Annotated in this window: 14 protein-coding genes; 6 read left to right on the forward strand and 8 right to left on the reverse strand. The window is 38.8% G+C overall.

The window, feature by feature from the left end; all coding sequences use genetic code 11:
• Positions 1–111: 111 nt before the first annotated feature.
• Both ACFI34_RS14870 and fbaA read left to right on the forward strand, forming a co-directional pair.
• Positions 112–1,803: a purine-cytosine permease family protein gene (locus ACFI34_RS14870; RefSeq protein ID WP_462674059.1), complete on the forward strand. Its 1,692-nt coding sequence runs from the start codon at positions 112–114 to the stop codon at positions 1,801–1,803.
• Positions 1,804–1,947: 144 nt separating this feature from the next.
• A complete protein-coding gene (gene fbaA / locus ACFI34_RS14875; RefSeq protein WP_462674060.1) occupies positions 1,948–3,024 on the forward strand; it encodes a class II fructose-bisphosphate aldolase in 1,077 nt (358 codons plus the stop codon).
• Between the two features lie 131 nt (positions 3,025–3,155).
• Here the strand turns inward: fbaA and ACFI34_RS14880 are convergent, their stop codons facing one another.
• Positions 3,156–4,310, reverse strand: coding sequence for a DUF1501 domain-containing protein (locus tag ACFI34_RS14880; protein ID WP_462674061.1), 1,155 nt, complete (start codon positions 4,308–4,310; stop codon positions 3,156–3,158).
• Positions 4,310–5,671: a DUF1800 domain-containing protein gene (locus ACFI34_RS14885; RefSeq protein WP_462674062.1), complete on the reverse strand. Its 1,362-nt coding sequence runs from the start codon at positions 5,669–5,671 to the stop codon at positions 4,310–4,312. The genes ACFI34_RS14880 and ACFI34_RS14885 overlap by 1 nt, the downstream gene beginning before the upstream one ends.
• 330 nt (positions 5,672–6,001) lie before the next feature.
• Here ACFI34_RS14885 and lldD point away from each other — a divergent pair, with 330 nt between their 5' ends.
• From lldD to ACFI34_RS14900, 3 genes are all read left to right on the forward strand, one after another.
• Positions 6,002–7,138 carry an FMN-dependent L-lactate dehydrogenase LldD gene (gene lldD / locus ACFI34_RS14890; RefSeq protein WP_462674063.1) on the forward strand — a complete coding sequence of 379 codons (1,137 nt, stop codon included), beginning with the start codon at positions 6,002–6,004 and terminating at the stop codon, positions 7,136–7,138.
• A 447-nt stretch (positions 7,139–7,585) separates the two neighbouring features.
• The gene (locus tag ACFI34_RS14895) at positions 7,586–8,794 is read left to right on the forward strand and encodes a right-handed parallel beta-helix repeat-containing protein (RefSeq protein WP_462674064.1); all 1,209 of its coding nucleotides are present in this window, start codon (positions 7,586–7,588) and stop codon (positions 8,792–8,794) included.
• Positions 8,795–8,840: 46 nt separating this feature from the next.
• The gene (locus tag ACFI34_RS14900; RefSeq protein WP_462674065.1) at positions 8,841–9,767 is read left to right on the forward strand and encodes a hypothetical protein; all 927 of its coding nucleotides are present in this window, start codon (positions 8,841–8,843) and stop codon (positions 9,765–9,767) included.
• 96 nt (positions 9,768–9,863) lie between these two features.
• Here the strand turns inward: ACFI34_RS14900 and ACFI34_RS14905 are convergent, their stop codons facing one another.
• The 5 genes from ACFI34_RS14905 to ACFI34_RS14925 all read right to left on the reverse strand — a co-directional run bounded on the left by ACFI34_RS14905 (position 9,864) and on the right by ACFI34_RS14925 (position 20,171).
• Positions 9,864–13,148: a glycosyl hydrolase gene (locus ACFI34_RS14905; protein ID WP_462674066.1), complete on the reverse strand. Its 3,285-nt coding sequence runs from the start codon at positions 13,146–13,148 to the stop codon at positions 9,864–9,866.
• Between the two features lie 66 nt (positions 13,149–13,214).
• Positions 13,215–14,198: a heparin lyase I family protein gene (locus tag ACFI34_RS14910; RefSeq protein ID WP_462674067.1), complete on the reverse strand. Its 984-nt coding sequence runs from the start codon at positions 14,196–14,198 to the stop codon at positions 13,215–13,217.
• Between the two features lie 38 nt (positions 14,199–14,236).
• The gene (locus ACFI34_RS14915) at positions 14,237–15,940 is read right to left on the reverse strand and encodes a GH39 family glycosyl hydrolase (protein ID WP_462674068.1); all 1,704 of its coding nucleotides are present in this window, start codon (positions 15,938–15,940) and stop codon (positions 14,237–14,239) included.
• A 9-nt stretch (positions 15,941–15,949) separates the two neighbouring features.
• Complete coding sequence (locus ACFI34_RS14920) at positions 15,950–17,401, reverse strand: sulfatase (RefSeq protein WP_462674069.1); 1,452 nt, start codon at positions 17,399–17,401, stop codon at positions 15,950–15,952.
• Complete coding sequence (locus tag ACFI34_RS14925; protein WP_462674070.1) at positions 17,388–20,171, reverse strand: alpha-L-rhamnosidase; 2,784 nt, start codon at positions 20,169–20,171, stop codon at positions 17,388–17,390. Before ACFI34_RS14925 ends, ACFI34_RS14920 begins: the two co-directional genes overlap by 14 nt.
• 77 nt (positions 20,172–20,248) lie before the next feature.
• Between ACFI34_RS14925 and ACFI34_RS14930 the strand changes: the two genes are divergently transcribed.
• On the forward strand, positions 20,249–21,754 hold the full coding sequence (locus tag ACFI34_RS14930; RefSeq protein ID WP_462674071.1) for a sulfatase-like hydrolase/transferase: 1,506 nt from the start codon (positions 20,249–20,251) through the stop codon (positions 21,752–21,754).
• Positions 21,755–22,138: 384 nt separating this feature from the next.
• Here ACFI34_RS14930 and ACFI34_RS14935 read toward each other — a convergent pair whose 3' ends face one another.
• Positions 22,139–23,788 carry a methyl-accepting chemotaxis protein gene (locus ACFI34_RS14935; protein ID WP_462674072.1) on the reverse strand — a complete coding sequence of 550 codons (1,650 nt, stop codon included), beginning with the start codon at positions 23,786–23,788 and terminating at the stop codon, positions 22,139–22,141.
• Positions 23,789–24,231 lie beyond the last annotated feature (443 nt).

A 24,231-nucleotide genomic window follows, 5' to 3' on the forward strand; every position in this document is an offset into this window, starting at 1 on the left:
ATTTAATCGCCTCTGCATGATTATTGGTTAATACACACATACACACATAAGAATAAAAAACGTCGATTCATTTGTCATAATAAGAACAAAAATTGGCGCAATGGAGGCAGCATGTCGACAGCAGAAGAATTTGAAACACAACCCGTTTCCCCCAATAAATTACAATCAGCCAATACGTTTGCAGGCAGTTATGCTGGTGAGCACGTAGCTGGAACTGAATTTGTAATAGGTGCGTTATTTGTATCATGGGGAGTAGGGGCCAGTGATATTTTATTAGGTCTGTTACTTGGTAATCTATTAGCAGTCTTAACTTGGGGTTTAGTAACAGCGCCAATAGCCACAGATACGCGATTAACTCTTTACGCCTACCTTGAAAAAATAGCAGGACCGGGCACTATAAAATTATACAGCGTAATAAATGGCATATTATTTTGTGTGCTTGCTGGTGCAATGATTACCGTATCAGCATCAGCGGTTAGAGTTCTTTTTGATATACCTCCTCAGGTTGACTGGTACCCAACTGACTTTAGATTTGTATTAGTTGCTTTAGGTGTTGGTGCTGTTGTTGTGTTTATGGCTGTTAAGGGGTTTAAAAAACTAGCGGCATTTGCTGAAATTTGTGCACCGTGGATGATATTAATGTTTGTAGTGGGGGCATTTGTGTTACTGCCAACAATAGTTACTGCAACACAAGGTGTTAACTCTATAAGCAGCTTTAGTGATTTTTTACATATAGCTAGTGAATCAATTTGGGTTGATACAGATAGTGGGATAGGTTTTTGGCATGTAGCCGCTTTTGCTTGGGTTGCAAATTTAGCAATGCATGGTGGGATGGGAGATATGACGCTACTGCGTTTTGCTCGTTACTCTCGCTATGGCTACTTTTCGGCATTAGGTATGTTTATTGGTCACTATTTAGCGTGGGTTTGTGCAGGTATTATGGGTGCCGGTGCAGCTATTTTGCTAAATACCACTATTGTGGCGCTTGACCCAGGTTCAGTTGCGTATCAGGCACTGGGAACTTGCGGGATTATTGCTGTTATTATTGCCGGTTGGACGACATCAAATCCAACAATATACCGTGCCGGTTTAGCATTTAGTTCGGTTAACCATAAGTGGGGCCGTACCAAGGTAACGGTTGTTGTTGGTATTGTTACTACAATTATTGCGTGTTTCCCGTTTGTATTTTCTCAATTGTTAGGCTTTGTTGGGATCATGGGCCTAATGATGGCGCCTGTAGGTGCGGTTATTGTAGCTGAACACTGGCTTTTCCCACGTATTGGTTTCACTCGTTATTGGTCAAAATACAAGGGTAATACTACAAATTACGCTGCCATTATCACGTGGTTAAGTTCTTTAGCGGTGAGTTACTTACTTGAAACATCTGGTACCTTACACCTTTTCTTCATCTTAATTCCGATTTGGATTTTTGCGACGTTGCTGTATTGCGGATTAGCTTATGCAATGGGGGCTAAGAAAATATATCCAGAACAGCAAGTGGCAGAAAAAGCAGAAGCTCAACGTAAAGCGATTGAATCTGCCTACTTGGAGGATTTTGAAAGTAATAAAGGGTCACAACAAAAAGAATCTTTACCTTTTATTATTCGTACAGCGTCTATGGTGTCTTATTTGTCGCTAGTTGTGTGTGCTAGCTTAGGCTTGGTTTCTTATCTTACACAAGATATTGAGCTTGTAAGAACGTGGCTGTTATTCCCTACGCTTGTTTACTTTGTAACTGCAACCTATGCATATTTACAAAAAGCAAAAATAAGTGAATCGCTAGAATCGGCAGACCATATATAGCAAGAGCTGGCTGCTTCAAAATATTAAACTAGCCAATTCTTAGCATGAAAATCTAATAAGCTACTCAGATCAAATTGATAATGCTCCGTGTAGCTTTTTTAATACTTAAAATTAATTGTTTATAGTTATCTAATAGGAGTTTTAATGACTGATTTACGTGACCTTGTACCACCTGGTGTTGTTAACGCAAGCCAAATGAAGGTCTTATTCGATTATGCGAGAGAGAATAACTTTGCTTATCCTGCGGTCAATGTTGTTAGCACTAACTCAATTAATGCTGCACTAGAATCAGCAAAAGAATGCAATTCTCCTATTATTATTCAGCTTTCATACAGTGGTTCGGCTTTTTTCGTCGGTAAAGGTGTAGGACTGTCAGGGCATGAAGCATCTATTGCTGGAGCAATCGCTGCCGCGCATTATGTACATGGTGTCGCTAAGTTTTACGGGATTCCTGTCATTTTGCATACAGATCATGCTGCTAAAAAGCTCCTTCCGTGGATTGATGGCTTATTAGATGAAGGCGAGTTGTATTATAACGCCACAGGAAAGCCGTTGTTTAGCTCACATATGCTCGATTTATCAGAAGAGAGCCTGGAAGAAAATACGGCAACGTGTAAAGAGTACTTATCCAAAATGATTAAGCTGGATATGGGTATTGAAATAGAGCTTGGTTGCACTGGTGGTGAAGAAGATGGCGTTGATAACTCTGGCATTGATAGCTCGCTACTATATACACAACCTGAAGATGTTGCTTATGCTTATGAACATCTAATTGAAGTGAGTGATGCCTTCACGATTGCTGCGTCGTTTGGTAATGTGCACGGGGTATATAAGCCAGGAAATGTTAAACTAACGCCTCTCATCCTTAAAAACTCACAGGCATATGTTCAAGATAAGTATGAACTTGCACATAATAGCTTAAACTTTGTTTTTCATGGTGGCTCAGGGTCTTCAGCAGCAGAAATTAAAGAAGCCATCAGTTACGGCGTCATAAAAATGAATATAGATACCGATACTCAATGGGCATGCTGGCAAGGTGTACATAAGTACTATGAAAACAACAGTGACTATTTGCAAACTCAGATTGGCTCGCCGAATGATCCTGATTCACCAAATAAAAAATATTATGACCCTCGGGTATGGTTGCGCCAAATAGAGCTATCAATGACTAAAAGGCTACGTATAACTTTCGAAGAGCTTAATTGTATTAATAGATACTGATCACGAGCTTCGATCAATGGAATAAATACTAAGATAACTACAAGTGAGCTGTTTCGATATTTTTTGTACACTAAGTTTTGAGACCGTCAATTTAGTGTCGGTCTCATACTGCATGGCGCAAAAATGTTGACTTAAGCTTTGATCACAGAGGCACTTGCAATAGGGACTGATGGGAATACATGTGCTAGTTGTTGAGGGGTTAATTTCCAGTGTTCATTGAGTGTTCGAGCAATCCACGAAAACGTATTTGAAGTAGGCATTAAATCGCGTTTTTCAAAAAGTTGTTCGTCTGCAAGACCGGGCCATTGGCCAGCAATTTGTCCGCCTTTTACTTTCTCACCAGCGATAAACATGGCACTGGCTGTACCATGATCTGTGCCTAAGGTACCATTTTCTTTAACTGTACGACCAAACTCAGTGGCTACTATTATAACCGTGTTTTGCCATTGTGTTCCAAGCCCTTGTTTAAGAGCGTGCAAGCCGTTATCAAGTTCTTCAAGTTGCTTTGCTAAGCGGTTGTTTTGATTGCTATGAGTGTCCCACCCGCCAAGCTCTAGCATGGCGCAGTCAACATTACTTTTTGGGTCAATCATTAACTTGGCACATGTTTTACTTAAATCAACAAATTTACCGTTGCTTTTGTTTGATTCTTGTTGCGTGAGCCCTTGTAAGGCGAGACCTTGATTTAAACGATCAAGTAACAATTTATCATCAGCATACATAGATGATAATGCTTGATACACATCACTGTCAGCATCTTTCAGTCTACTCGGATACCAAGTATTTGCTTGTGGTGTTTTACGTAAGCTAATAGGGGTTGAGCGTGCAAGGGCAATGGCATTAACATTCTTTTGAGATATAGCTCTTGCTAGCCAGCCAGAGTTATGATCGATATTAGCTAAACCACTTTCCAAATAATCTTGGCCATCAAAATGAGAGCGTTCTGTATAGCCAGATGAAACAGCAACAATTGGTAAAAGCTGTTTATCTTTATACCACTGATGCAGGTTCGCTAGTGCTGGGTGAAAACCATAACCATTATCCAGTGGTAATAGCTGTTCTTTGATACCCTTTGCGAGTTTTGGCCGTTGTTTTAACAGGTTTGTATCAAATGTAGGAACTACAGTGCCCAGTGAGTCCATAGCTCCTCGCAATACAACCCACACAAGTTTTGCTGGTTGTGTACTAGTTAACTGATTCGCTTCCAAGCTCATTGCTAATAAAGGGGTTTGAAACAACACTAAACTTGCGCCTAACGTTTTAATAAAGTTTCGACGTTCCATCATTATCTCCTTAAAAACTCTGGGCTCATTAAAAACAATGTCAGCGCTTGCTTACGACTTTCTGCTCTAGATATGGTTTGATAGCTCAATTGGCTAATATACTCTGAAAAACTATTTTTGATGATGTCTTCAATCTGTACTTTTTTAGTTCTAGCTGCAATTGTGGATGCCCAGTTAACTCTTGACATTAAAGCATTGGCGCCATTCCAGTCTTCTTCTCTATCACTGTAACCTGCTGGAGATCCTGCTTTAAATGGTTGCTGACCAAGTGTTACCAGCGATGAATATAATTGTCGATTATTGGTCTCTAAATCCAGCGCTCTCAGCGATGAAATTAAAAATTCGCGAGGGGTTTTAAATTTTAGCTTCTCTACATGCCATGCTTCATCAGCGTTGATCATTGTGGTCATGACTTCTTTGAGATCACCATTTGTAGCCAGCCAACGATCAGTCATTTTATTTACAAGGCTTGCTGGAGGATTATCACTAATAAAGTGATGGGCTAGTTTATAGCTAATATGCTTAGCTGTTGCTGGGTGTACAGCTAAATCGCGGAGCATACTTTTGCCTTGCTCACTCTCTTTTTGTGAATACGTTTTATTTAATAGAGTTCGTACGCCAGGTTCATGCCCTGATCGACGATATTTAAAGCCCTGCTCTTTATCTTTAAGTGGGTTAGCTACGCTCCAACCAGTAATTCCTTTAGCTAATTCAATTACATCTTTTTGGTCGTAACCACTGTCGACACCTAATGTATGCAGCTCTAAAATTTCACGGGCTAAGTTTTCGTTTAAACCTCGGCCATTTTTCTTCGCAATCTTTGAATTAGGCCCAAATGATTTCTCGTTATTCAAATAAATTAACATGGCAGGGTGTTGTATAACACTGATAAGCAAATCATCAAATCGGCCCAATAAGCAAGGAGCAATGGCTTCGCGCTCTAGCGTTGGCGCTAATGCGGTCATCACAGTACTGGCACTACTGACACTAAAATGGTTAGAGAAGAAGTCTAACAGTCGCCAATTTAGACTATATTCTGAGTTAATTGCATGCTTGAGCGTATCAATACTTAGTTGTAGGTAAGTTTGTCGGTGATAACTTACTTTAGGTGTTTTGGTTTGCGGTGCCTCAGAGGATTTGTCGCTTTTGAGATTATTTTGATCTGATTTCTTTTGCTTCCGTAGCTCAGCCAACGTCTGCATGATTTCATTAGAGTGGGCTACATCGGAGTTAAAGTGAATAGCAGGTTTAAGTTGCAACTGACTGATGAGCCATTGCTTAGGATCTTTATGAGCGGCTATGAACTCAGAGGGTTTTGCTCCCAAACCAAATCGATTTATCGCAATAGTAGCTTGAACTGACATAATGACCTCAAACGGTTGTACTTAATTATTGAAAATATACCTTCCAGCTTTTATAGCTATTTAATTTACATATCTTTACTGAGCATCATAATATTCAGGCTTAGGCTTTATATAGACTGGATAATCTGGAAATGACTGTACGCAACGCGTGTTAAAGTATGGAAGTTACATAAGAGACGAGCAAGCGAAACAGGAGTTGGGATAACATTATTGCGTAATTATTGGTTTGATATTAGAAACAGTCTTTTTTATTATTGCTAATATACAGCCAATATTAAGTGGCGTATATTTATCCAACACACAATAACTATATGTTCTATTGGAAGTAAAATGATTATTTCAGCCTCTACAGATTACCGCAAAGCTGCTAAAGCTAAACTACCTCCTTTTCTATTTCATTATATTGATGGAGGCTCATACAAAGAACATACTCTAAGTAGAAATGTACAAGATTTATCTGATGTAGCCTTAAGGCAGCGTGTTTTAAAAGATATGTCTGACCTAGATTTAAGTGCGGAGCTATTTGGGGAGAAGTTAGACCTACCTTTAATTTTGGCGCCTGTAGGCTTAACTGGCATGTATGCACGACGTGGGGAAGTACAAGCTGCTAAGGCTGCAGAAAATAAAGGGATCCCTTTTACAATGTCTACAGTGTCAGTATGTCCAATAGAAGAAGTTACTCCTAACATTGACCGCGCAATGTGGTTTCAGTTGTATGTTTTGAAAGACCGAGGCTTTATGAAAAATGCGCTAGAAAGAGCAAAGGCTTCTGGCGTGAAAACCCTTGTATTCACAGTAGATATGCCTGTACCAGGTGCGCGATACCGGGATATGCACTCTGGCATGAGTGGCCCATTCGCAGCGTCAAAACGAATATTACAAGCCATGACACATCCTCGCTGGGCTGTGGATGTGGGCTTGATGGGTAAACCTCACGATCTTGGAAATATCTCTGCATATCGCAACGAAAAAACGTCTTTAGTCGATTATATTGGTTGGCTTGGTAACAACTTTGACCCATCGATTAGCTGGAAAGATCTTGAATGGATAAGAGATTTTTGGGATGGTCCAATGATAATTAAGGGTATTTTAGATGAAGAAGACGCTAAAGATGCCGTTCGCTTCGGCGCAGATGGGATTGTTGTATCCAATCATGGTGGTCGACAACTTGATGGCGTTTTGTCGTCGGCTAGAGCTTTACCTAAGATAGCCGACGCAGTGAAGGGTGATATAAAAATTCTCGTAGACTCAGGTATTCGAAACGGGCTTGATGTCGTCAGAATGTTGGCCTTAGGTGCCGATTCCGCGATGTTAGGGCGCTCCTATATATACGCCTTAGCAACGAATGGCCAAAAAGGCGTTGAGCATTTACTAGACCTTTATGAAAAAGAGATGAGAGTAGCGATGACGTTGACTGGTGCAAAATCAATTAATGAATTAGGTCCACATTCTTTGGTTGCATATTAATAGTTGTTCTGAACTACAGGAAAACCTATTTATTAGGAGTCCTAGCAGTTATGTGGAAACAAAACGCTTTAATTACACCATATTTTTATTAAATATGGTGTATTAGACCAAGCATAGATAAGACATATTATTTTTTGTAACTGAAGCTTATTAAATCAATAAATGTTCACCTATGTGAAAACCCTACAATGAATACATTATTCACTATATCAAATTGCTTTTTACAATATATGCTTTCTTAAAGTCTTTTATTGGAAAGCGAAAAACTCCAGCTAATACATTTTTATATCTATATTTTACTGTAAACACCACTTTTCACATTGACCCCATTTTGGGAATTATTTTTCTTGTTAAATATTTGTTAGTTTTGTAATATTCAAAAACAGTCCAATATAGTCAATATCATTAACTATTGATCATATTTAGTCAGTTAATATAAGGTATAAAATGAAAAAAATAAAACTATTGGGGTTCCTTAGTATTGCTTTATCGCTGTCAGCGACATCAGGTTTAGCCCAAGCAGTGCAAAATAGTTGTACCAAAAAGCCATTTAATCCTGCCAGCGGAAATTATTCACAACTTGTTGAGGCGCTGCAAAGAGCTACTAATACCGGTATTCCAGTTACAATCACTGGTGATTTTACTATATCTAAGCCTATTACTATCGTTGTTAGAAAAGATTTAACGGTAAATGCATCAGGAGCTAGCTTCACTTCGGCAGCAGGGCTTGATGGCGACATGTTTAGTATTGATGCGGTGAAAAGCGCTTCTGATCAATGCCGTTATTCTAATAAGCGAAACGCAAATGTGAATTGGAAAGGTGGTTATTTTGAGTTTTCAAAATCTGATAATTCAACCGTTGTTCCAATTCAAAGCCTTGTACCATCTTCTAGGCAAGGAGTTCAGAAAACAGGTGATGCATTATCTATAAGGGGGGCGTGGACAAATGGACCTCAGCGAATAGATAACGCACTTGTTGATGATGTGCTCATGCGCGGAACGTTAGGCTCAGGAAAGGTTTTTTCGGATGCGGGCGGTGACAGTGGTGTATTTATGAGTTCAGTAAAGCGTGGTGAAGTAAGAAATAGTGAGTTTTACGGTATTCGCGATGCGGGTATTTATGTATCTGCTAATGGCCAAAATGCGAATATGCGAAGTGAGTACCACTTAATCAATAATGTTATTAAGCGCGCATATGACGGTATATCCTCTAAGCGTGGTGCTGATGGTATAGTGATGCGCGGTAACGAGATTGTAGACACTGCAGTTGGGCTCAGCATTAAGCAAAACTTGCCAGGGCGTGTAGCGTCAAATATCACAATTGAAAATAACGAAATCAATCGCTCTGTAAGAGGGATATTATTAGAAAATACGCGTAATTCAAAAGTAAATGGTAACGCCATTATTAACTTAGGCGGTAAAGTTGCTGGTTCAGAAAGTGCGTTAGGCGGTGGCGGTAAATATAGAGGTGTAACTTTTGAGAACCTTGGTGGTACTTTAAATCAAATGAGAAATAATAATTTCAGTGCTGATGGCTCAACTTCGCAAAGACGTAATAAAACAGTGATTGCATTGTCTAAGCAAGGTAATGCACCTATTAGTATCACCGGAAATACCTATAATAGTTATATTGATATTCGTTCTGTAAACGAATAATGGTGACTTGTTGGTGTTAATAATGACATTACGTAAAGTTACACTTTTGATCGGTGTAACTTTATTTGTATTACTCTTCGTGCAGCAAATACTGCAATCAGAAAATGATACACTAGATGATTTGAAGAGATTGAGTGTTGATGACCTAGAAGATACCTTTTTAAAAAAGGAGGTCTTGGTAGAAAAAGACGTAATTATTTCGCCATCTTTTTTACATAAACAAAATTCCAGTAGTGTTAGTTTTACTAGAGATATAAATAGTTGGATAGAAAAGTTAGGTAAACCCATGTCAAATGACGATATTATTTCATCGTCAGAAGTAATGCTAAACAAAGTCGCTCAACTGGCACAATCTCAACCTGATATCTATTATCAGTTACTTAATACATTAGTTGATTTGCCGCATGGTGAGCATCGTATTTATTTGCAAAGAATTTTAGCGCAAGGTACTACAGAACAAATTAAAGCAGTAATTGACGAATTTCTATACCACCATATTGAGGAAAATCGCACTTTTGCAATTCAATTATTATTTTCATTAGATGATAAAGCTGCGCAAGCACAACTGTTAAATACAGTATTTAATTTATATTTAAGTGAAATTGAACAACTCCAATTATTAAGATTTTTAGCTGATGCTGAACACGCTAAATTAGCAAATTTACACCAAGCCTCAATTGAAACCCTTTACCAGTATTCGCAAAGTCTCAATATAAAAAATACAGCATTAGAGGTGTTGCTGAACAATACTAGTTATACTGATTTATCGGTGTATGAATTATTAGTGAAGTCGGGTCCTGTAAGTGAAAACCATATACTTCGTATTATCAGAAGCTTAGCCATATCAGAACAATCTAAGTTAGGCGATATAGATACATTATTAAATCATTTATATTATATGAAAAGTGATTCGTCACAGAGTATTGAAAATAAGGCGATTATTGCCGACATTCTAACTTTACTGAATGCTTAATAAACTTCCTAGCACAATATTTAGGCTTACTATTGTGCAAGTGAATATAATTTTTCCCCCTTGGTTTCATGATAAGGTTTTAATTGTATTAAATTATTAATCTATCTTAATAATGCGTACAGGGCCTAATAATCCGGAGCTCTGAAGCGTTCTATTTTTCTCTTTTGTAAAAAAGTTATAACCTGTGAAAGTCACACGCTCACTCTTTGGTGGTGGCTCGTTTGCGTTGAGCCAAGGCACCGTTTTACCTGTCATTTTATAGCCACTGGTATCTGGAAGTGCCTCGTCACCAATTAATCGGTTCACCCATGTATTGGTTATTTTTACTTCGAGTTCATTGCGACCAACCTTGATCGTTTTACTGATGTTTAGAGCGAATGGTGGTTTCCACAATGTTCCTAACTTTTTATCATTAAGAGAGACTTCTGCTATTTGCTGTACTTCACCTAAATCAAGGTAAATCACTTTATCAGAACTGATTTGCTCCTCAGTGATAGAAAATGTTTTGGAATAATTCGCGGTGCCAGAATAGTGTCTTATTCCTTCATTTGGGTGGGTACTCCAATCCTGTAATTTATCAAATGTTACTGATCCGGGACCTGCCAAATTTTGGTCAAACTCAATATTCCACGGGCCGCTTAGCTCTTCGATTATCCTGTTTTCCTTGGCTTTTAGGTACATATCTGTAACAAGTTGAGAGTGTGCACCGTTATATTGTGGCGTGTTTTTATCACGACGGATCAAAATAAATCGGCTCGCATAAGGCTCAAGCGCTAAGTCAAATATGATTCGATTACCGTCTTTGCGGTAATTTTGGACTTGTTCAATCGTGCCATCCGTATTGTTCCAAATCTCCGGTGAGCCGTCGCCATCACGAATTTCGATGCTGATTTGTTGAAACTCTGGCTTTTCACTGTGAAAAAAGTATAAGTCATTACCGTCAATGCGGCGTTTTGCAAAAACCTTTACGGGTTCGTCGTTTATTAAAAGATCAGGTTGTAATTTAAGTTCCTTAATTGTTTCAGCAAGGCTTAAATTGCTTACAAGACCTTTTTGATAAGCTTTAATGGTGCTTGCAGTATTTGGCCAAAGCTCATTAGCAATTTGCTTAAATTTGTCTCTATTTGGCCACTCGCTGAACCCGATCACATCTTTCGGTTTGTGACCAATAACGGTTGCACCAGCAGCTACTAACGACTGTATCCGTTTTAACGTTTTTAAGTGGAGATAATCAGTTTTGGTTAAGTATAATGCTTTATATCGAGTACCTTCAGGTAAGACAAGCCAGCCATCTTTTACACTTATACGGTTAAGCAATACATCGGTATTAGTGAAGTCGTGACCAAAACCTGCTGGTATTTCAACACCACTATTTCCTCGTACTGGTGCAACATCGCCTACATGTACTAAAAAATCAGCGTCCGGCACACCTTGTTGTAATAGGTACGATCCGCGGGCTAAATATTTAAACCAATGTGTCCCCCCGTTATTCCACCATGTTTGAGTGCGATCGATATGAGACCCAATTGAGTCCATAGTCATCCCTGGTTTAATGTGATTATTTGGTTGATGAGCAAAGCGGTGGAACATGGTCTCGTTAATGCCTCGAGCCCACATATGATCACCATGATGTTTGTAATAGAATGGGTGGCCTTTCCAGTTAACGGTTGTAGAGGTAAATGACTCCGCGGAGATGATTTTTTTACCGTAGATATGACCTGATGAAATAGCAGCACTGGTTCGCCCATGATAAACCTTGTCTGTGCCTGGGAATGACTTCACCCAAAACTCGCCCATTAAGCGGTCTGCTTTACCGCCTGAGGCTAATTCATCAAAAGGGCCCCAGCCATAAGGTTCAATGTATGACTCTAAGCCATATTGGTGTGATAAACGAGTAAACTCACCAAAGTAGTTTTCAACCATTAAATCTGATTGATGCTGGCGGAGCTCTTGTAAAATAGCTCCTGTATGTTCTGGTGATTCAATTACGCGGCCAGTTAGTAAAGGTAACCACTTAATTAAGTCGTAACCGAACTTTTCTTGGAAGGTTTTTTCTATCCCAGCGGTCCAGTTTTGTCCACCCACTTCATAGCTATCAATTTCAGTGGTTTTAAGTGACTTAATGCCTTTTGCTTGCACTTTTTTTACTAATTTTCCTACAAAAGCATCAAAGTGGAACCGTAAGGCTTTTGCATCAAACTTATCAACCTCTAACCCTTCACCTTCAATGGTTGCCGGTACGTTAAAAGCGCCGGTGCTTGTGTAACCAAAACGTAAGATGCGCCAGTTACCTTTAGGCAGCTTTATCCCATCTTTTGGTAATTCGCCGCGACTTAGCACTAATACATCTTTTTCTTTAGTTATTGCTAACGGATTAATTTTTGGTGCTAAACTTACTCGGCCTCGTTCCATCGAATTCATCGAAAACCAATCATCAATTCGCGGCACTGACCATAAGTCAAAGCGTTTTAGTGTTATAGGTTTGTCAAACACCAAACGAAAGAATTTGGCTTTATAGCCATCCGTTTCTTCACTAACAAGCTGCGGGCTAAAAGCCCATAGTCTTGCTCCGGGTCGAGGCCGCCTTAGCTTTTTAACGACGGTAGTGAAGTTAATACCATCAGCTGATATTTGTAATGCTGCATCACCATGACGGTTTGGGGTTTCAATGTGTAAACTACGCAATGTGGTTGGCTTATCAACTTCTACTTGTACCCAGTAGTTATTGGCTTTATTTTCTTTGAAAGTTAATGTGCTATCCCAGTCATTGTCGGTGAGCAGGTCTGCATTTAATGTAGGATCTGAAACAGTCACTTTCGCATTAGCAAACGCGTTACTTTGGTTATATTTATTTGCAGGTAACGCAATAACTGCAACATCACGATAAAATTGCTCATAAAAGCCAGGTTGAGGGGGTAAAAATAGTTGATTATCTTGGCTTATTTTCACAGCTTTCTCTGACCAAGAGATCCTTTTCATCGATATTTCAGGTGTAACCCAAGGACCACCACTTGAAGTCCAACCATCGGCGTTATGAATGCCAAACTCAATGTTATTTTTATCGGCCTGTGCGGCTGCATGGACAAGATGGTCATAAAATTCTTCAGTGCCAAATCGAATTGGACCATCTGATGAATAGGGCCTATTACGGCGATGTACATGAAAAAATATAGCCCCTCCAATGCCCGCTTCTTTCATGGCTTTAAAGTCTTGAGTAAACCCCGGTTTACTCAAGTTACCGTTCATTGCATGCATCCACGTTTTAGGTAAATAACTTTGTTGGGGATCATTAAACGAGTCAGGGGATAATTGTTCTGCTAAGGCATTTAGAGAAAATACAGCTATAGCTAATGGCAGAATAGTATGAATCTTGAATTTCATATTGTTCTCTTTAAAAATTTACGGTACTAATTTAGCGTTTGGCTTAACCCACTTTAGAACGCTCTATTAGTTAGCTTTAGGTGCAACGTCCTGATAGCTAATATTTTCCCCTTCGGCTTGACGAACTTCGTCAAGATACATAACCATGTCTTGATCACGGTTGATGTATTTACCCCAAAGATACCAACCAAATGAAGGATAAACTCCCATGTCATCGTTATAGCCAATTTTAATATGTGTACGGTTAACCATTTGCTTACCATCTACCCAAATAGAAATTGCACCGTTATTTTCAAAGGGGTCTGTTTTTACCTTGATAACAAAATCGACCCAGCGGTCTTGGTATTCGGTTAGCTTAGCTGGAACATCAAAGGTTTCATTACCTTCACCTTGACTACTTGTACTGGTCTTTTTACTGTCCCATGAATAGCCAATATTAAAGCCATTCTCCACTAAGTTTATTGAAAGTGGTGGGATACGATTTGGTTCTTTATTTTTGTCTCTAGCTCCATGAATTTGAAAAAATAGAGCCCCTTGGCCATCCTCTAGTTGTGTTTGTTCGCTAGGAAAATAAGCGCTAAAGCCGTACCAAACAGTCGCTAATGTCGTGCTGGCTTTATGCCCATGAAACATCGCTTTACGGTCTGTATTATCGAGCACTTGAGGGTCACCATTGTATTTTTGAGGTTCATCATGCTGCCAATGTAACTTTGCTGAAAAACTGCCGAAACGTGCAATTGAACTTTCTACCGAAAAGGAATGCGGTCCTTGAAATTGAGTGAACAAAAAATTTTTCGGTAGTGCTCGATTGAGTCCCGGCTGGTGTGTACTTATACTAAGGCTGGTATTTTCCGCATTCCATCCTCTTTGTTCAAATGATTCATAGATCACCGAATCAAGACGCTTAACCTCAGAATCACTATTAGTTTTATCGTTAACAGGGTAACTCGGTGTACTGAGTGATTCATGAGTATCTGCAGTGTAATCATTGCTATTACAACCTGATAAAAGCACTGCCAATGCTGCGAGCTGAAAGTATTTATTTTGCATTAATCAAATTCCTACTTAGTCTTATTTTTAGGGCTCTATTACCACTGGATCTGATATTTTTGCACCGCGAAAGAGGGCAGTGTGTTGTCTATTTCTACTAATGAGGTAGAAGCACCCTTACTTTCCTTGGTCACAGATGTGCGCCATTCACTCCAATTGAGCGTGTTGATTTTTCCATATTTGGGTAGGCTTTCTTTATAGACTTTAAGTCCGGCTTCGTTTAATGCGTTAGTCGCTGATGCAGTTGGGTGAGCATCGTCTTTGCGCCAGCCTCCTTGGCTTTGCGGTATCATGGCATTAGGGTGATCTGCAAAAAATAATTGATCAATATTGCTTGCGTTATCAATTTGCGCAACTCTGTATTTAAACTTGGTACCAACTGGCTTACCGACATTTAATGAAAGTGAGATTGGCTCGGGTGCTTGATATTCCATGTTTTCTTTATTAAAGCTAAACATAAGAATATCAATGTTTTGGTTGTTTGAGTTTTGAGAAAATATACCATCAATATAATTTCCACTGATTGATTGAGTATCACCTCGTAAATTACGGTAAAAAGTATTGCCAACCATATCGTTGAGTGCAAGTTGCGTCATTGCTTCCGGACTATAGGAGCCATCTCTTGCATTACCCCATTGGTAAACATCTTTTATGTTTTTCTCGAGCATCATTTTTGACAACATGGCAAAAAAAGCAGAGTTGTGCGACGTTGCCACACTGACGAAACCAGCACGTTTCATTTTTACGATAAATTTATACTCATGAATCTCAAAACGGGCATCATCGTTATAATCAGGGTGCTCGAGAATTGGTGCTATTTGCGTTTGATATACTTCATGCATATCCATTTCATGGGGGTGAGTAATATGGGGGTAATAGGAAATGGCTAAAAAGTCATAGGGTACGTTATTTTGTTTTGCCCAGCTGACAAAGTTTGGGGCATAAGCATCCTCAGTGTTGCCTGTATAGTCAATATACTTACTTTTATGGGTCGCTTCTCTAAAGTGAGTACCAACTATGGCATTAGGTAGCACAGACTTTATTGCTAAAACGGTGTTCTGATAATGTTTAAAAAACTCTTCTTGAGTGGCGGCCCAATGCTGTGGCCGAGTATCTATTTCTGAGCCAATTCTGAATCGCCAATTATTTACTTTTTCTTCGCCATAGGTTGAAACTAAGTGCTTTATGAATTCTGAAATATAGTTATGCCAGGCTTTTGCGTCTTTTGGCGGTAAACCGTTACCATAAACGCCGACTCGGTCTTTGGCTAAATAATGTATGCCATCAGGCTCGTTGACAAAGTTATAACCACGCTGGAATGCCCAAGGAGGGTTATCTAACACTATTTGAAATATATCCCAATCACTTTCAAGCCAACTATCAATGCGATCAGTCGCGGCTTTAAAATTGTAGACGTATTTCTCTCCATCCCAAATATAGGTATCACCAGTTAGATCTTGGTTGTACCAACCACCTAGCATACGGACAGTATTAACTTTGGCTTTTCGACCAAAGGTAGCTGGTTTAGATTTAGGGTTACCGCGCTCGGTCCTTACTGCGACATCAAAAAAATCATAAATCTCACCTAGCTTTTCTTTATCTGAGGTGAAGTCAGCAGTGAAAGTATGTGTCATTTCATTTTGCTGTGTGGTTGTATTATCTTTAAGTGATGTAGCATCTGGCGATTGGCAGCCAGAAATACAAATACAGAGTGTAATTAGTGTGTGCTGAAGTAGTTTCATTGTTTTTTCTTAATTGTTTTTTATGTGACGTTTTTCATAAAACGATGGAGCGTCTTGTGGAAATTTTTCATGCAGAAGGGTTTTTAACCCTTGCTCAAGCGTTTGATATTGCCTCTGGCCAGACACATTAGCGGTTGCTACAACGCTGGTAGTGTGATTGTAGAGCTCAGTACTCTTAATCCGTTGCGTTTTAGCATCTCGCCATTCTGTATAGCGCCAAAGGCCGTCCGTCACTGTCACTCCCATGATTTTTCCACGATTAAATAAGCTATAAGCAGCTTTCTTAAATGGCATGTCAGGGTTATCTGCTAAGGCTAATAAGCTTTTACCATCTATGTTAGGGGTGGGGAGTCCGGCTGCTTGAGCTACAGAAGGGAAAATATCAACGTTTTCGACAAGTGCGCTTGATGTTACACCTGCTTGTCGGTTTTCATGTGATAACTCACGGCTGATAATAAGGGGAACCTTTGTATCTAATTCCATATTGGTGTGTTTATTCCACGCACCATACTCACCTAATTTATATCCGTGATCGCTCATAAACACGACCATTGTATTGTCACGTAATCCCATTTCATCGACTGCTTTCATGACTCGGCCAACTTGTGCATCCATGTAACTTACTGATGCGTAGTAAGCATGAATAAGCGTTTTAGTGAGCTCATCATCAACATCCCCTTTTTTCGGAATGCCGCCATACATGCGAAGTTCCCCCCACTTGGTGAGAGCTAGCTTATACATATTCTCTGGTTTATCTCTGCTTGGAACTGTGAACTGCTCTCGATCATAGAGACCCCAATACTTTTTTGGGGCATTAAAGGGCAGGTGAGGCTTACTAAAGCCTACAAACATTAAAAATTTATCATCCTTAAGTTGTTTTAGAGTATTGATCGCATCCGTTGCTACTTTGCCATCTTTATAAAAGTTGTCATCTACGTCGCCAGCTTCATATGCGAATCTAGCTTTTGAGTTTTCAGGATTCGCGTAAAAGTTATCCAGCTTTTTAATATGGGTTGACCAGTTTTCTTGGTCGTCCGTTACACTGTGATAAACCTTGCCTATGCTGACAGTTTTATAGCCGTTTCCTTTAAAGAGTTGTGGCATAGAAACAATATCCGGTTGATTTGGGCGCAGGCGGCCATCCCTGCGAATTGTATAAAGCCCGGTCGTCTCAGGACGTAATCCAGTCATAATACTGACACGAGACGGCCCACAAATCGCTTGTTGTGCATAAGCATTGGTAAATTTTACGCCTTCATTCGCCAGTTTATCTATATTAGGACTTTTTACATCTTTGTGACCATAAACGCCAAGATCATTACGTAAATCATCAACCAAAAAAACGAGTATATTGACGGGTTCTTTAGCCTTTTTGCCATGCATTTCATGCTTTGTTTGGCTTGTACTGCATGCTGTAAGCGCTAGCATTAGTAATGCAGCTATATAATTAAATTTTGCCATTAATCAGGTACTCTCCAGGTGTTAATCTTTTCTTAGGGGTAACAGCTTTGCCTTGCTTTAAAATTGTTACGTTACTTAAATGAGCCAAATCTAGTATAGCTGTGGAGTTCTTTGGTACTGTGAGAGAAATAGATGCTTCATTCCCCTCTAATGTCCAATTGAGTTCAATGGCACCATTTGTTGTTGGTATGGTTCCGCTAACCTGATTTAGATAATGAGAAAATTGTGGTGAAACGTTAAATTCTCTAAATCCTGCTTCTATAGGCTTAACACCCAATATTCCTTCATAGAACCACCTTGATATAGTGCCGTAAGCGTAGTGGTTAAGAGAGTTCATTCCTTGTGGGTTAAAGCCATTCTCTAATGAATAGGAGTTCCAGCGTTCCCATGTTGTCGTTGCGCCATTGTTGATTGAATAAAACCATGAGGGATAACTTTCTTTAAATAATAGTTGATAGACTAAATCGCTACGGCCAGCTTTTTGCAAAGCTGATGCTAGTAGCGGTGTTCCCAAGAAACCGGTGCGAAGGTGATTGTCAGCTTTATCGATGAGCTTAATAAGTAGGTGCTGTGCTTTTTTAACCTCTGCTTGCTCGAGTAGATTGAACTCCAAAGCAAGCAGATAAGCTGTCTGCGTGGCCTCACCTTTTTTTGGTTTTAGGTTTTGATCAAAGAAAGTGTTTCTAAACGCGGCTTTTATTTGTTGATGCAACCTCGTTAGTTGCTCTATATCAGCCTGCTGGTTAAGTACTTTTGCTGTCTTTAGCGTTAACTCTACAGAACGAGCATAGAATGCCGTACCAATTAAACTGAAATCTGTATCACCTCGGTTTGCTTTTTTCCCCTGCGCTTTCGGGTAAGGTTGTAACCAGTCACCAAACGTTTGCATGTTAGAAATGAGATTATCACTTTGGCTCTCGTGGTACTTTAGCCAATTTTTCATCATACTGTAGTTATCTGATAGAACTGATTTGTCGCCAGTCATCATGTACAGTTCCCAAGGAATAATAGTGGCGGCATCACCCCAGCCTGAAGAGGTCCATTTTATCCATTCAACATACGGGATATATAAGGGGATTTTGCCGTTATCTGTTTGCTCTTCTCGCATGCTCTCCAGCCAAGCTGACCAAAAACCATACGCATCAGCCATGTACATTGAAGGCGTAATAAACGCATTTGCATCGCCGGTCCATCCAAGTCGTTCATCTCGCTGAGGGCAGTCTAGGGGGACATCATAAAAGTTACTTTTAAGACCCCAGTTAATATTACTGAACAATTTATTTAACTTAGTATGAGAGGAATGAAAGTTATCATACAGCTTGATATCAGAATGCTGTACGAGCGCTTTTACCCAGTCCTTAGAGGGGGTTTTTGAGGTATCAAACCCAGATAATTTTATGTACCTATACCCATGAAAAGTGAACGTTGGCTTGTATGTAATTCGTTCAGATTTGGATGGGGTGAAGTAGTTAGTTGATAATGCACTGCGATAGTTATCAGTATAAAATTCGCCCATATGTAGTGCTTCAGCAAATTCAATTTTTATTTTTTGATTGGCCAATGCCGGTATTTTTATTTCAGGTACACCGACCATGTTTTGTCCAAAATCAAATACCACACTATCTTTTGAAATATTCATAATTTTGATAGGTGAAAGTTCATCGATGATTCGTATAGGCTCGTGCCTTTTTGGGCTGAGCTTAATAGTTGGATCTATTTTTTGTGTGTACACGCTTTGCCATTTAGCACTATCAAATTCATTTTTATTCCAATTGGGCTGCTCTAAAGCTTGTGCATAATGTTCACCATCGTAATTACTAGCAAAACGAATAGGACCATTTTGAGTTACTTTCCAAGATTCATCTGTTTTGATAATTTGTTTGGAGCCATCAGTAAATTGTATTTCAAGCTGAGCAAGTAAAAGAGGGGAGTGAGTATGATCTGTCTCTTTTAAATCGGCTATCCGTGCTGAAAACCAGCCTCCTGCTAATATTGATGCAAGAGTGTTTTCCCCTAGTGTTAATTTATCAGTCAAGTCATACGTAAGGGTTTCTATTCGTTTACTGTATGGTGTCCAACCCGGTGTCATTACGTCAATTTTAGAAACTTCTTCACCATTAATAAAAGGTTTGAAAACCCCTTTGGACGTAATATAAAGGCGAGCCTGTTGTATTTCTTTGTTTATATTAAATGACTTTCTAAAATACTGGGGGGTAGCGATAGTACTTTTTGAGGGATTTTGAGCTTCTTGAGTGTTGGGATGACCGATCCAATGAGCCTGCCAATCTTTATTAGTCAATAGCCCAAGCTCTATACTTTGCGGTTCACTCCATTCGGAGGATCTGCCTTTTTCATCCCAAACTTTAACACGCCAAAATACGTTTTGTCTTGAAGAGAGAGGCTGCCCTTGGTATTGAATCCAACTAGTCTTAGATGAGTTTACCTTTTTACTATCCCATAAGTCTGGCTGCTTAGAAAGTAAGTCTAAAGTTGTGCTTACCTGGATTTGATAAGATGACTGAAAATTCGAGTGAGTATTTTTTGCTATTTCCCATGAAAAACGAGGTTTACCTTCATAATAACCAATGGGTGACTCAAAACCTTCACCTACTTTTAACTCTATGGGAGCAGCAATTGATTCAAAGGCTTTTTGTGTAGAACTGGGCGTTTCTCTTTCACTACTGCACGCTACGTTTAAGCACATAATTGATATGAGAATTAACGGCTTAACAAATACCTTAAATAAACAGTGTTGTCTTGATTTATTCATTTTGTGTGTGTGTATGTTAATCAAATATTTCTTTACAGTAACATTAAAACTGTCATTTTCAAGCTAAATAAGTCATTATGGTGATTGGTTTTGATTTTTTCACTCCGAGTAGTGATGCAAATTTTTGGATGGATAAAATGAAAATGTATTTAAACACACTGTTTTTAATAACTTTAATTACCATAGGGTTTAACTCTCATGGGGCCGAACGAGGGGATGTTAAAAAAACGACTAACAAACGTCCAAATATTCTTTTTATCCTTGCTGATGATCATCGCTGGGATTTGCTAGGCAAAAATCACCCTATTATAAAAACACCTAATTTAGATGCGTTAGCAAATCAGGGGGTGAGCTTTTCTAATTCATTTGTTACTACTCCTATTTGTGCATCAAGTCGTATTAGTATATTGACAGGGCTGACAGAGCGAACTCACGACTTTACTTTTAGTCGACCAGCAACCGGTGCTATTGAATCTGACAATATTTATCCAAAAAAACTAAAAGATAGTGGGTATACGTCTGGATTCGTTGGTAAATATGAAATTAAGCTCTCAGGTGATGATTCAGATAGGTTTGACTATTTTGAGCCGCTGCTACATTCAAAAACAAACACTTATAAAGGCAGCGAAATCCCTCAAACTCATTATATTACGCAGAAGGCTAAAGACTTTATTGTAAATATGCATGACACTTCTAAGCCTTGGGTGCTCAATGTTAACTTTTGGAACCCTCATGCACTTGATAGTGACAAAGAGAATCAATATCACTACCCAGCAAAATTCGAAAATTTATATAGTGATATCACGATTCCTCCTGCAAAGTTATCTGATGATGAGACATTCGTGGCGTTGCCAGAGTTTTTAAAGAAGTCTATTGGGCGGGTGCGTTGGGAGTACAGGTATGCCAATGACGCAATGTACCAAAAAATGATTAAACGTCATTATCGTGCAATCACCGCGGTTGACGAGGGCGTTGGTCAAATTATCGCTCAACTTGAAAAGCTGGGGATGTTACAAAATACGATTGTAATTTACACCGGGGATAACGGATACAGCCTAAATGAACGTCAATTAGCTGGTAAGTGGTTTGGGTGGGAAGAAGACCTTAGAGTGCCTTTGATTATCTATGACCCACGTAACAGTGAACATAAAGGTGTAAGTATTGATGAAACAGTACTTAATATTGATATTGCCCCTACTATTTTAGATTATGCGGATGTAGCAATACCACAAACGTATCAAGGTAATAGTTTACTTGGGCTGGTTGAAGGTGAAAAAATGCCTTCATGGAGAGATGAGTTTTTCTTTGAGCATATGTATCAACCTAAAAGGGTGTCTATACCCCCTATGGTGGGCGTTCGAACGAATACTTGGAAGTTTGTAGATTTTTATAAAAATGATTACTTACAGCTCTATAATTTAAAAGAAGATCCTAAGGAGCAATTTAACCTTGCACAATTACCTGAATATAAATCTAAGGTTGATGAGCTGCGTAAGCGCACTGCTGACTACATTAGTAAATATGAGAATGAGAGAAGTAAAGAAGTAAGCTCAAGAGCATCGTTTTTGAACTCGAGAGAGTGATTTTAAATTTTAGTTAGCTCAGCTGTACTAGCTCAGCATATTTAACACAGGTCGCTTTTTAAACATAAAGCGACTTTTTAATCTAAAGTATAAGAGCATACTGTTAGGCTGTGTAACCAAGAGTAAAAATGACCTAATTTATCGTTACTTGTTCAAAATTGAATCAAGTCCTACTTGATGATTTCATTTAACGTTACAGATGAAATACAACCCGTCAACTAAAACATCGAAAGTTAACAATAATATAATCAAACATGTGATTTTTACTAAGTTGTATTAGTGTGATTACCAAGGGAGACTTTCGGTCTAATTACCGAGCGACTTTGTCGTAAGTAGCATATCAGCCAGTTTCTAAACTGGCTGATATGCTGAATTTTGTATGGTTTAACCTAATTTAAAAGCTTTTACTGCTTGCTGTAGCTCATGAGATATAGTCGATAATTCATTCGCATTTTCAAGTGTTCCATCAGAGCTCGCAGCCGTTTTATTAGCTAAATCTCTAATTGAAACAATACTTTTATTTATATCTGTGGCTACATTGGTTTGCTCTTCTGCAGCTGTTGCTATTTGCGTGTTCATATTTTCGATAAAGGAAATTGACTCACGTATATCTGCTAGTGCTTTACTAGCAGTGACAGATTTTTCATAAGTAGACTGAGCTCCTTGCATATTAGTGCCCATAAATGAGACTGATTGTTTTGCAGAGTTTTGCAGTTGTGTAATCATTAATTGGATCTCATCAGTACTTTGCTGGGTTCTGGTTGCTAAGTGACGTACTTCATCAGCTACAACAGCAAACCCTCTTCCTTGTTCTCCCGCTCTTGCCGCCTCTATAGCCGCATTTAGTGCTAATAAGTTTGTTTGCTCAGATATCCCTTTTATAACGTCTAAAATACTACCAATTCCCGTGGTTTTATCTTCTAGCTCGGTGAGCACCTGTTCAACTTCTTGCATGCCAGACACTAAGCTGGTGATGCTTTCATTCATAGAAGCAACGATTTCATTGCCTTGCTTAGCATTTTCGTTTGCTTTTTGAGTTGAGTTTGACGCTTCTAGTGCATTACGAGCAACCTCTTCAGCTGTAAAAGTCATCTGGTTCATCGCTGTTGCGGTTAACTCAAGCTGTTCCATCTGAGTCTGAGAATCTTCTTTAACTGAGTGCGCGCTATTTATCATTGCTTCCGCTGAAGTATTAAGTGTCGATGAAGCACCATTAATATCGTAAATAATATTCTTTAATTTATTTACCATTTGTTGCACTGCACCGTAAATCCCAGTCGGGTTTGAGGTATTATTACTGGTAGTTGTAAAATCACCTGATGAAATTTTTTTGACAACCGATTCTATTTCATAAGGCTCACCGCCAATGACCGCGTATAATCGTTTAACAAATACAAGGGCGAGAGCGATTACAATTGCAAGTAAGAACAATGCAACCAAAATGAGGCTACGAATAAATGAGTTAAGTTTAATTTCCCCATTCAATTGTTTTTCCTGAATAGTGTGCGCTATTTCATCAATATAAAAGCCTGTACCAATATACCAATTTGTACCAGGAATCATTTCTAGATAGGCCATCTTCTCATAAATTGCAGAGTTATCGCCCGGACGCCCAGAAAGGTAAGTTAGATAGCCGTCTTTTTTTGTTACAGCTTCGATTTGTTTCAAAACGCTTTTATTTTTACTGAGATCTTTCCCTCGTATTGCTGGGTTTCGTCCATTTGCCAGAGCAATACCGTCTATGGTCATAATAAAAAAATAGTTAGTTGAATCAAACTTTAGATTGTTTATTATATCTATAGCTTGCTCATTATTTCCCGCTGTAATTGGTTCTTCAATAGTATTGAGTGCCAAACTAACTAAGCTTTTTAAATGATGGCGTTTAGCTTGTGTTATATCGGTTTGATAATGCGCTAAATCGCTATCAAAAGTATCAATAGAATTGTTATAAGTCAGAAGCACAAAAATTGCTATGATGGCAATAATAGGTGTGATGACACTAAGTATTATTTTCTTTCTAAAGCTTAAATCCATATTTATTCTTACCCTGCAAATACTAAGGTGCCTCTATGCGCGCATGACAAGAGTGGCATGCAAAATGTGCACAAAACCTGGGGACTGCTATAGCAGTTATAATTTTTTGTTTATATCTGTATGAAGGAACATCAAATAAAGTGATGTTTACCTCTATGAAACAAGTTGAAAAAGGATTAATGGGTTATATTTAAACATGTGAGTTACCTATTATTGTGTAAGTATGTTAATAGCAATCTTATTTGGTTTTAGTGATTGGAAGTGATTGCATTTGGCTATGTTGGTTAATGTTGTGTTAAATGTCAAGTTGTGACTTTTAGGTGGGAAAGTAAAGTTGTAACCTTGTCTTTTCTGGCAACTATTTAGTTATAGCGTACTGTTCTTGCGGGTAACTTATTTAAATGTGTCGTTTAATTAAAAATATGTTCAAGCGATTTATATTC

It is taken from the genome of Pseudoalteromonas sp. PSi26 (genome assembly GCF_054960575.1).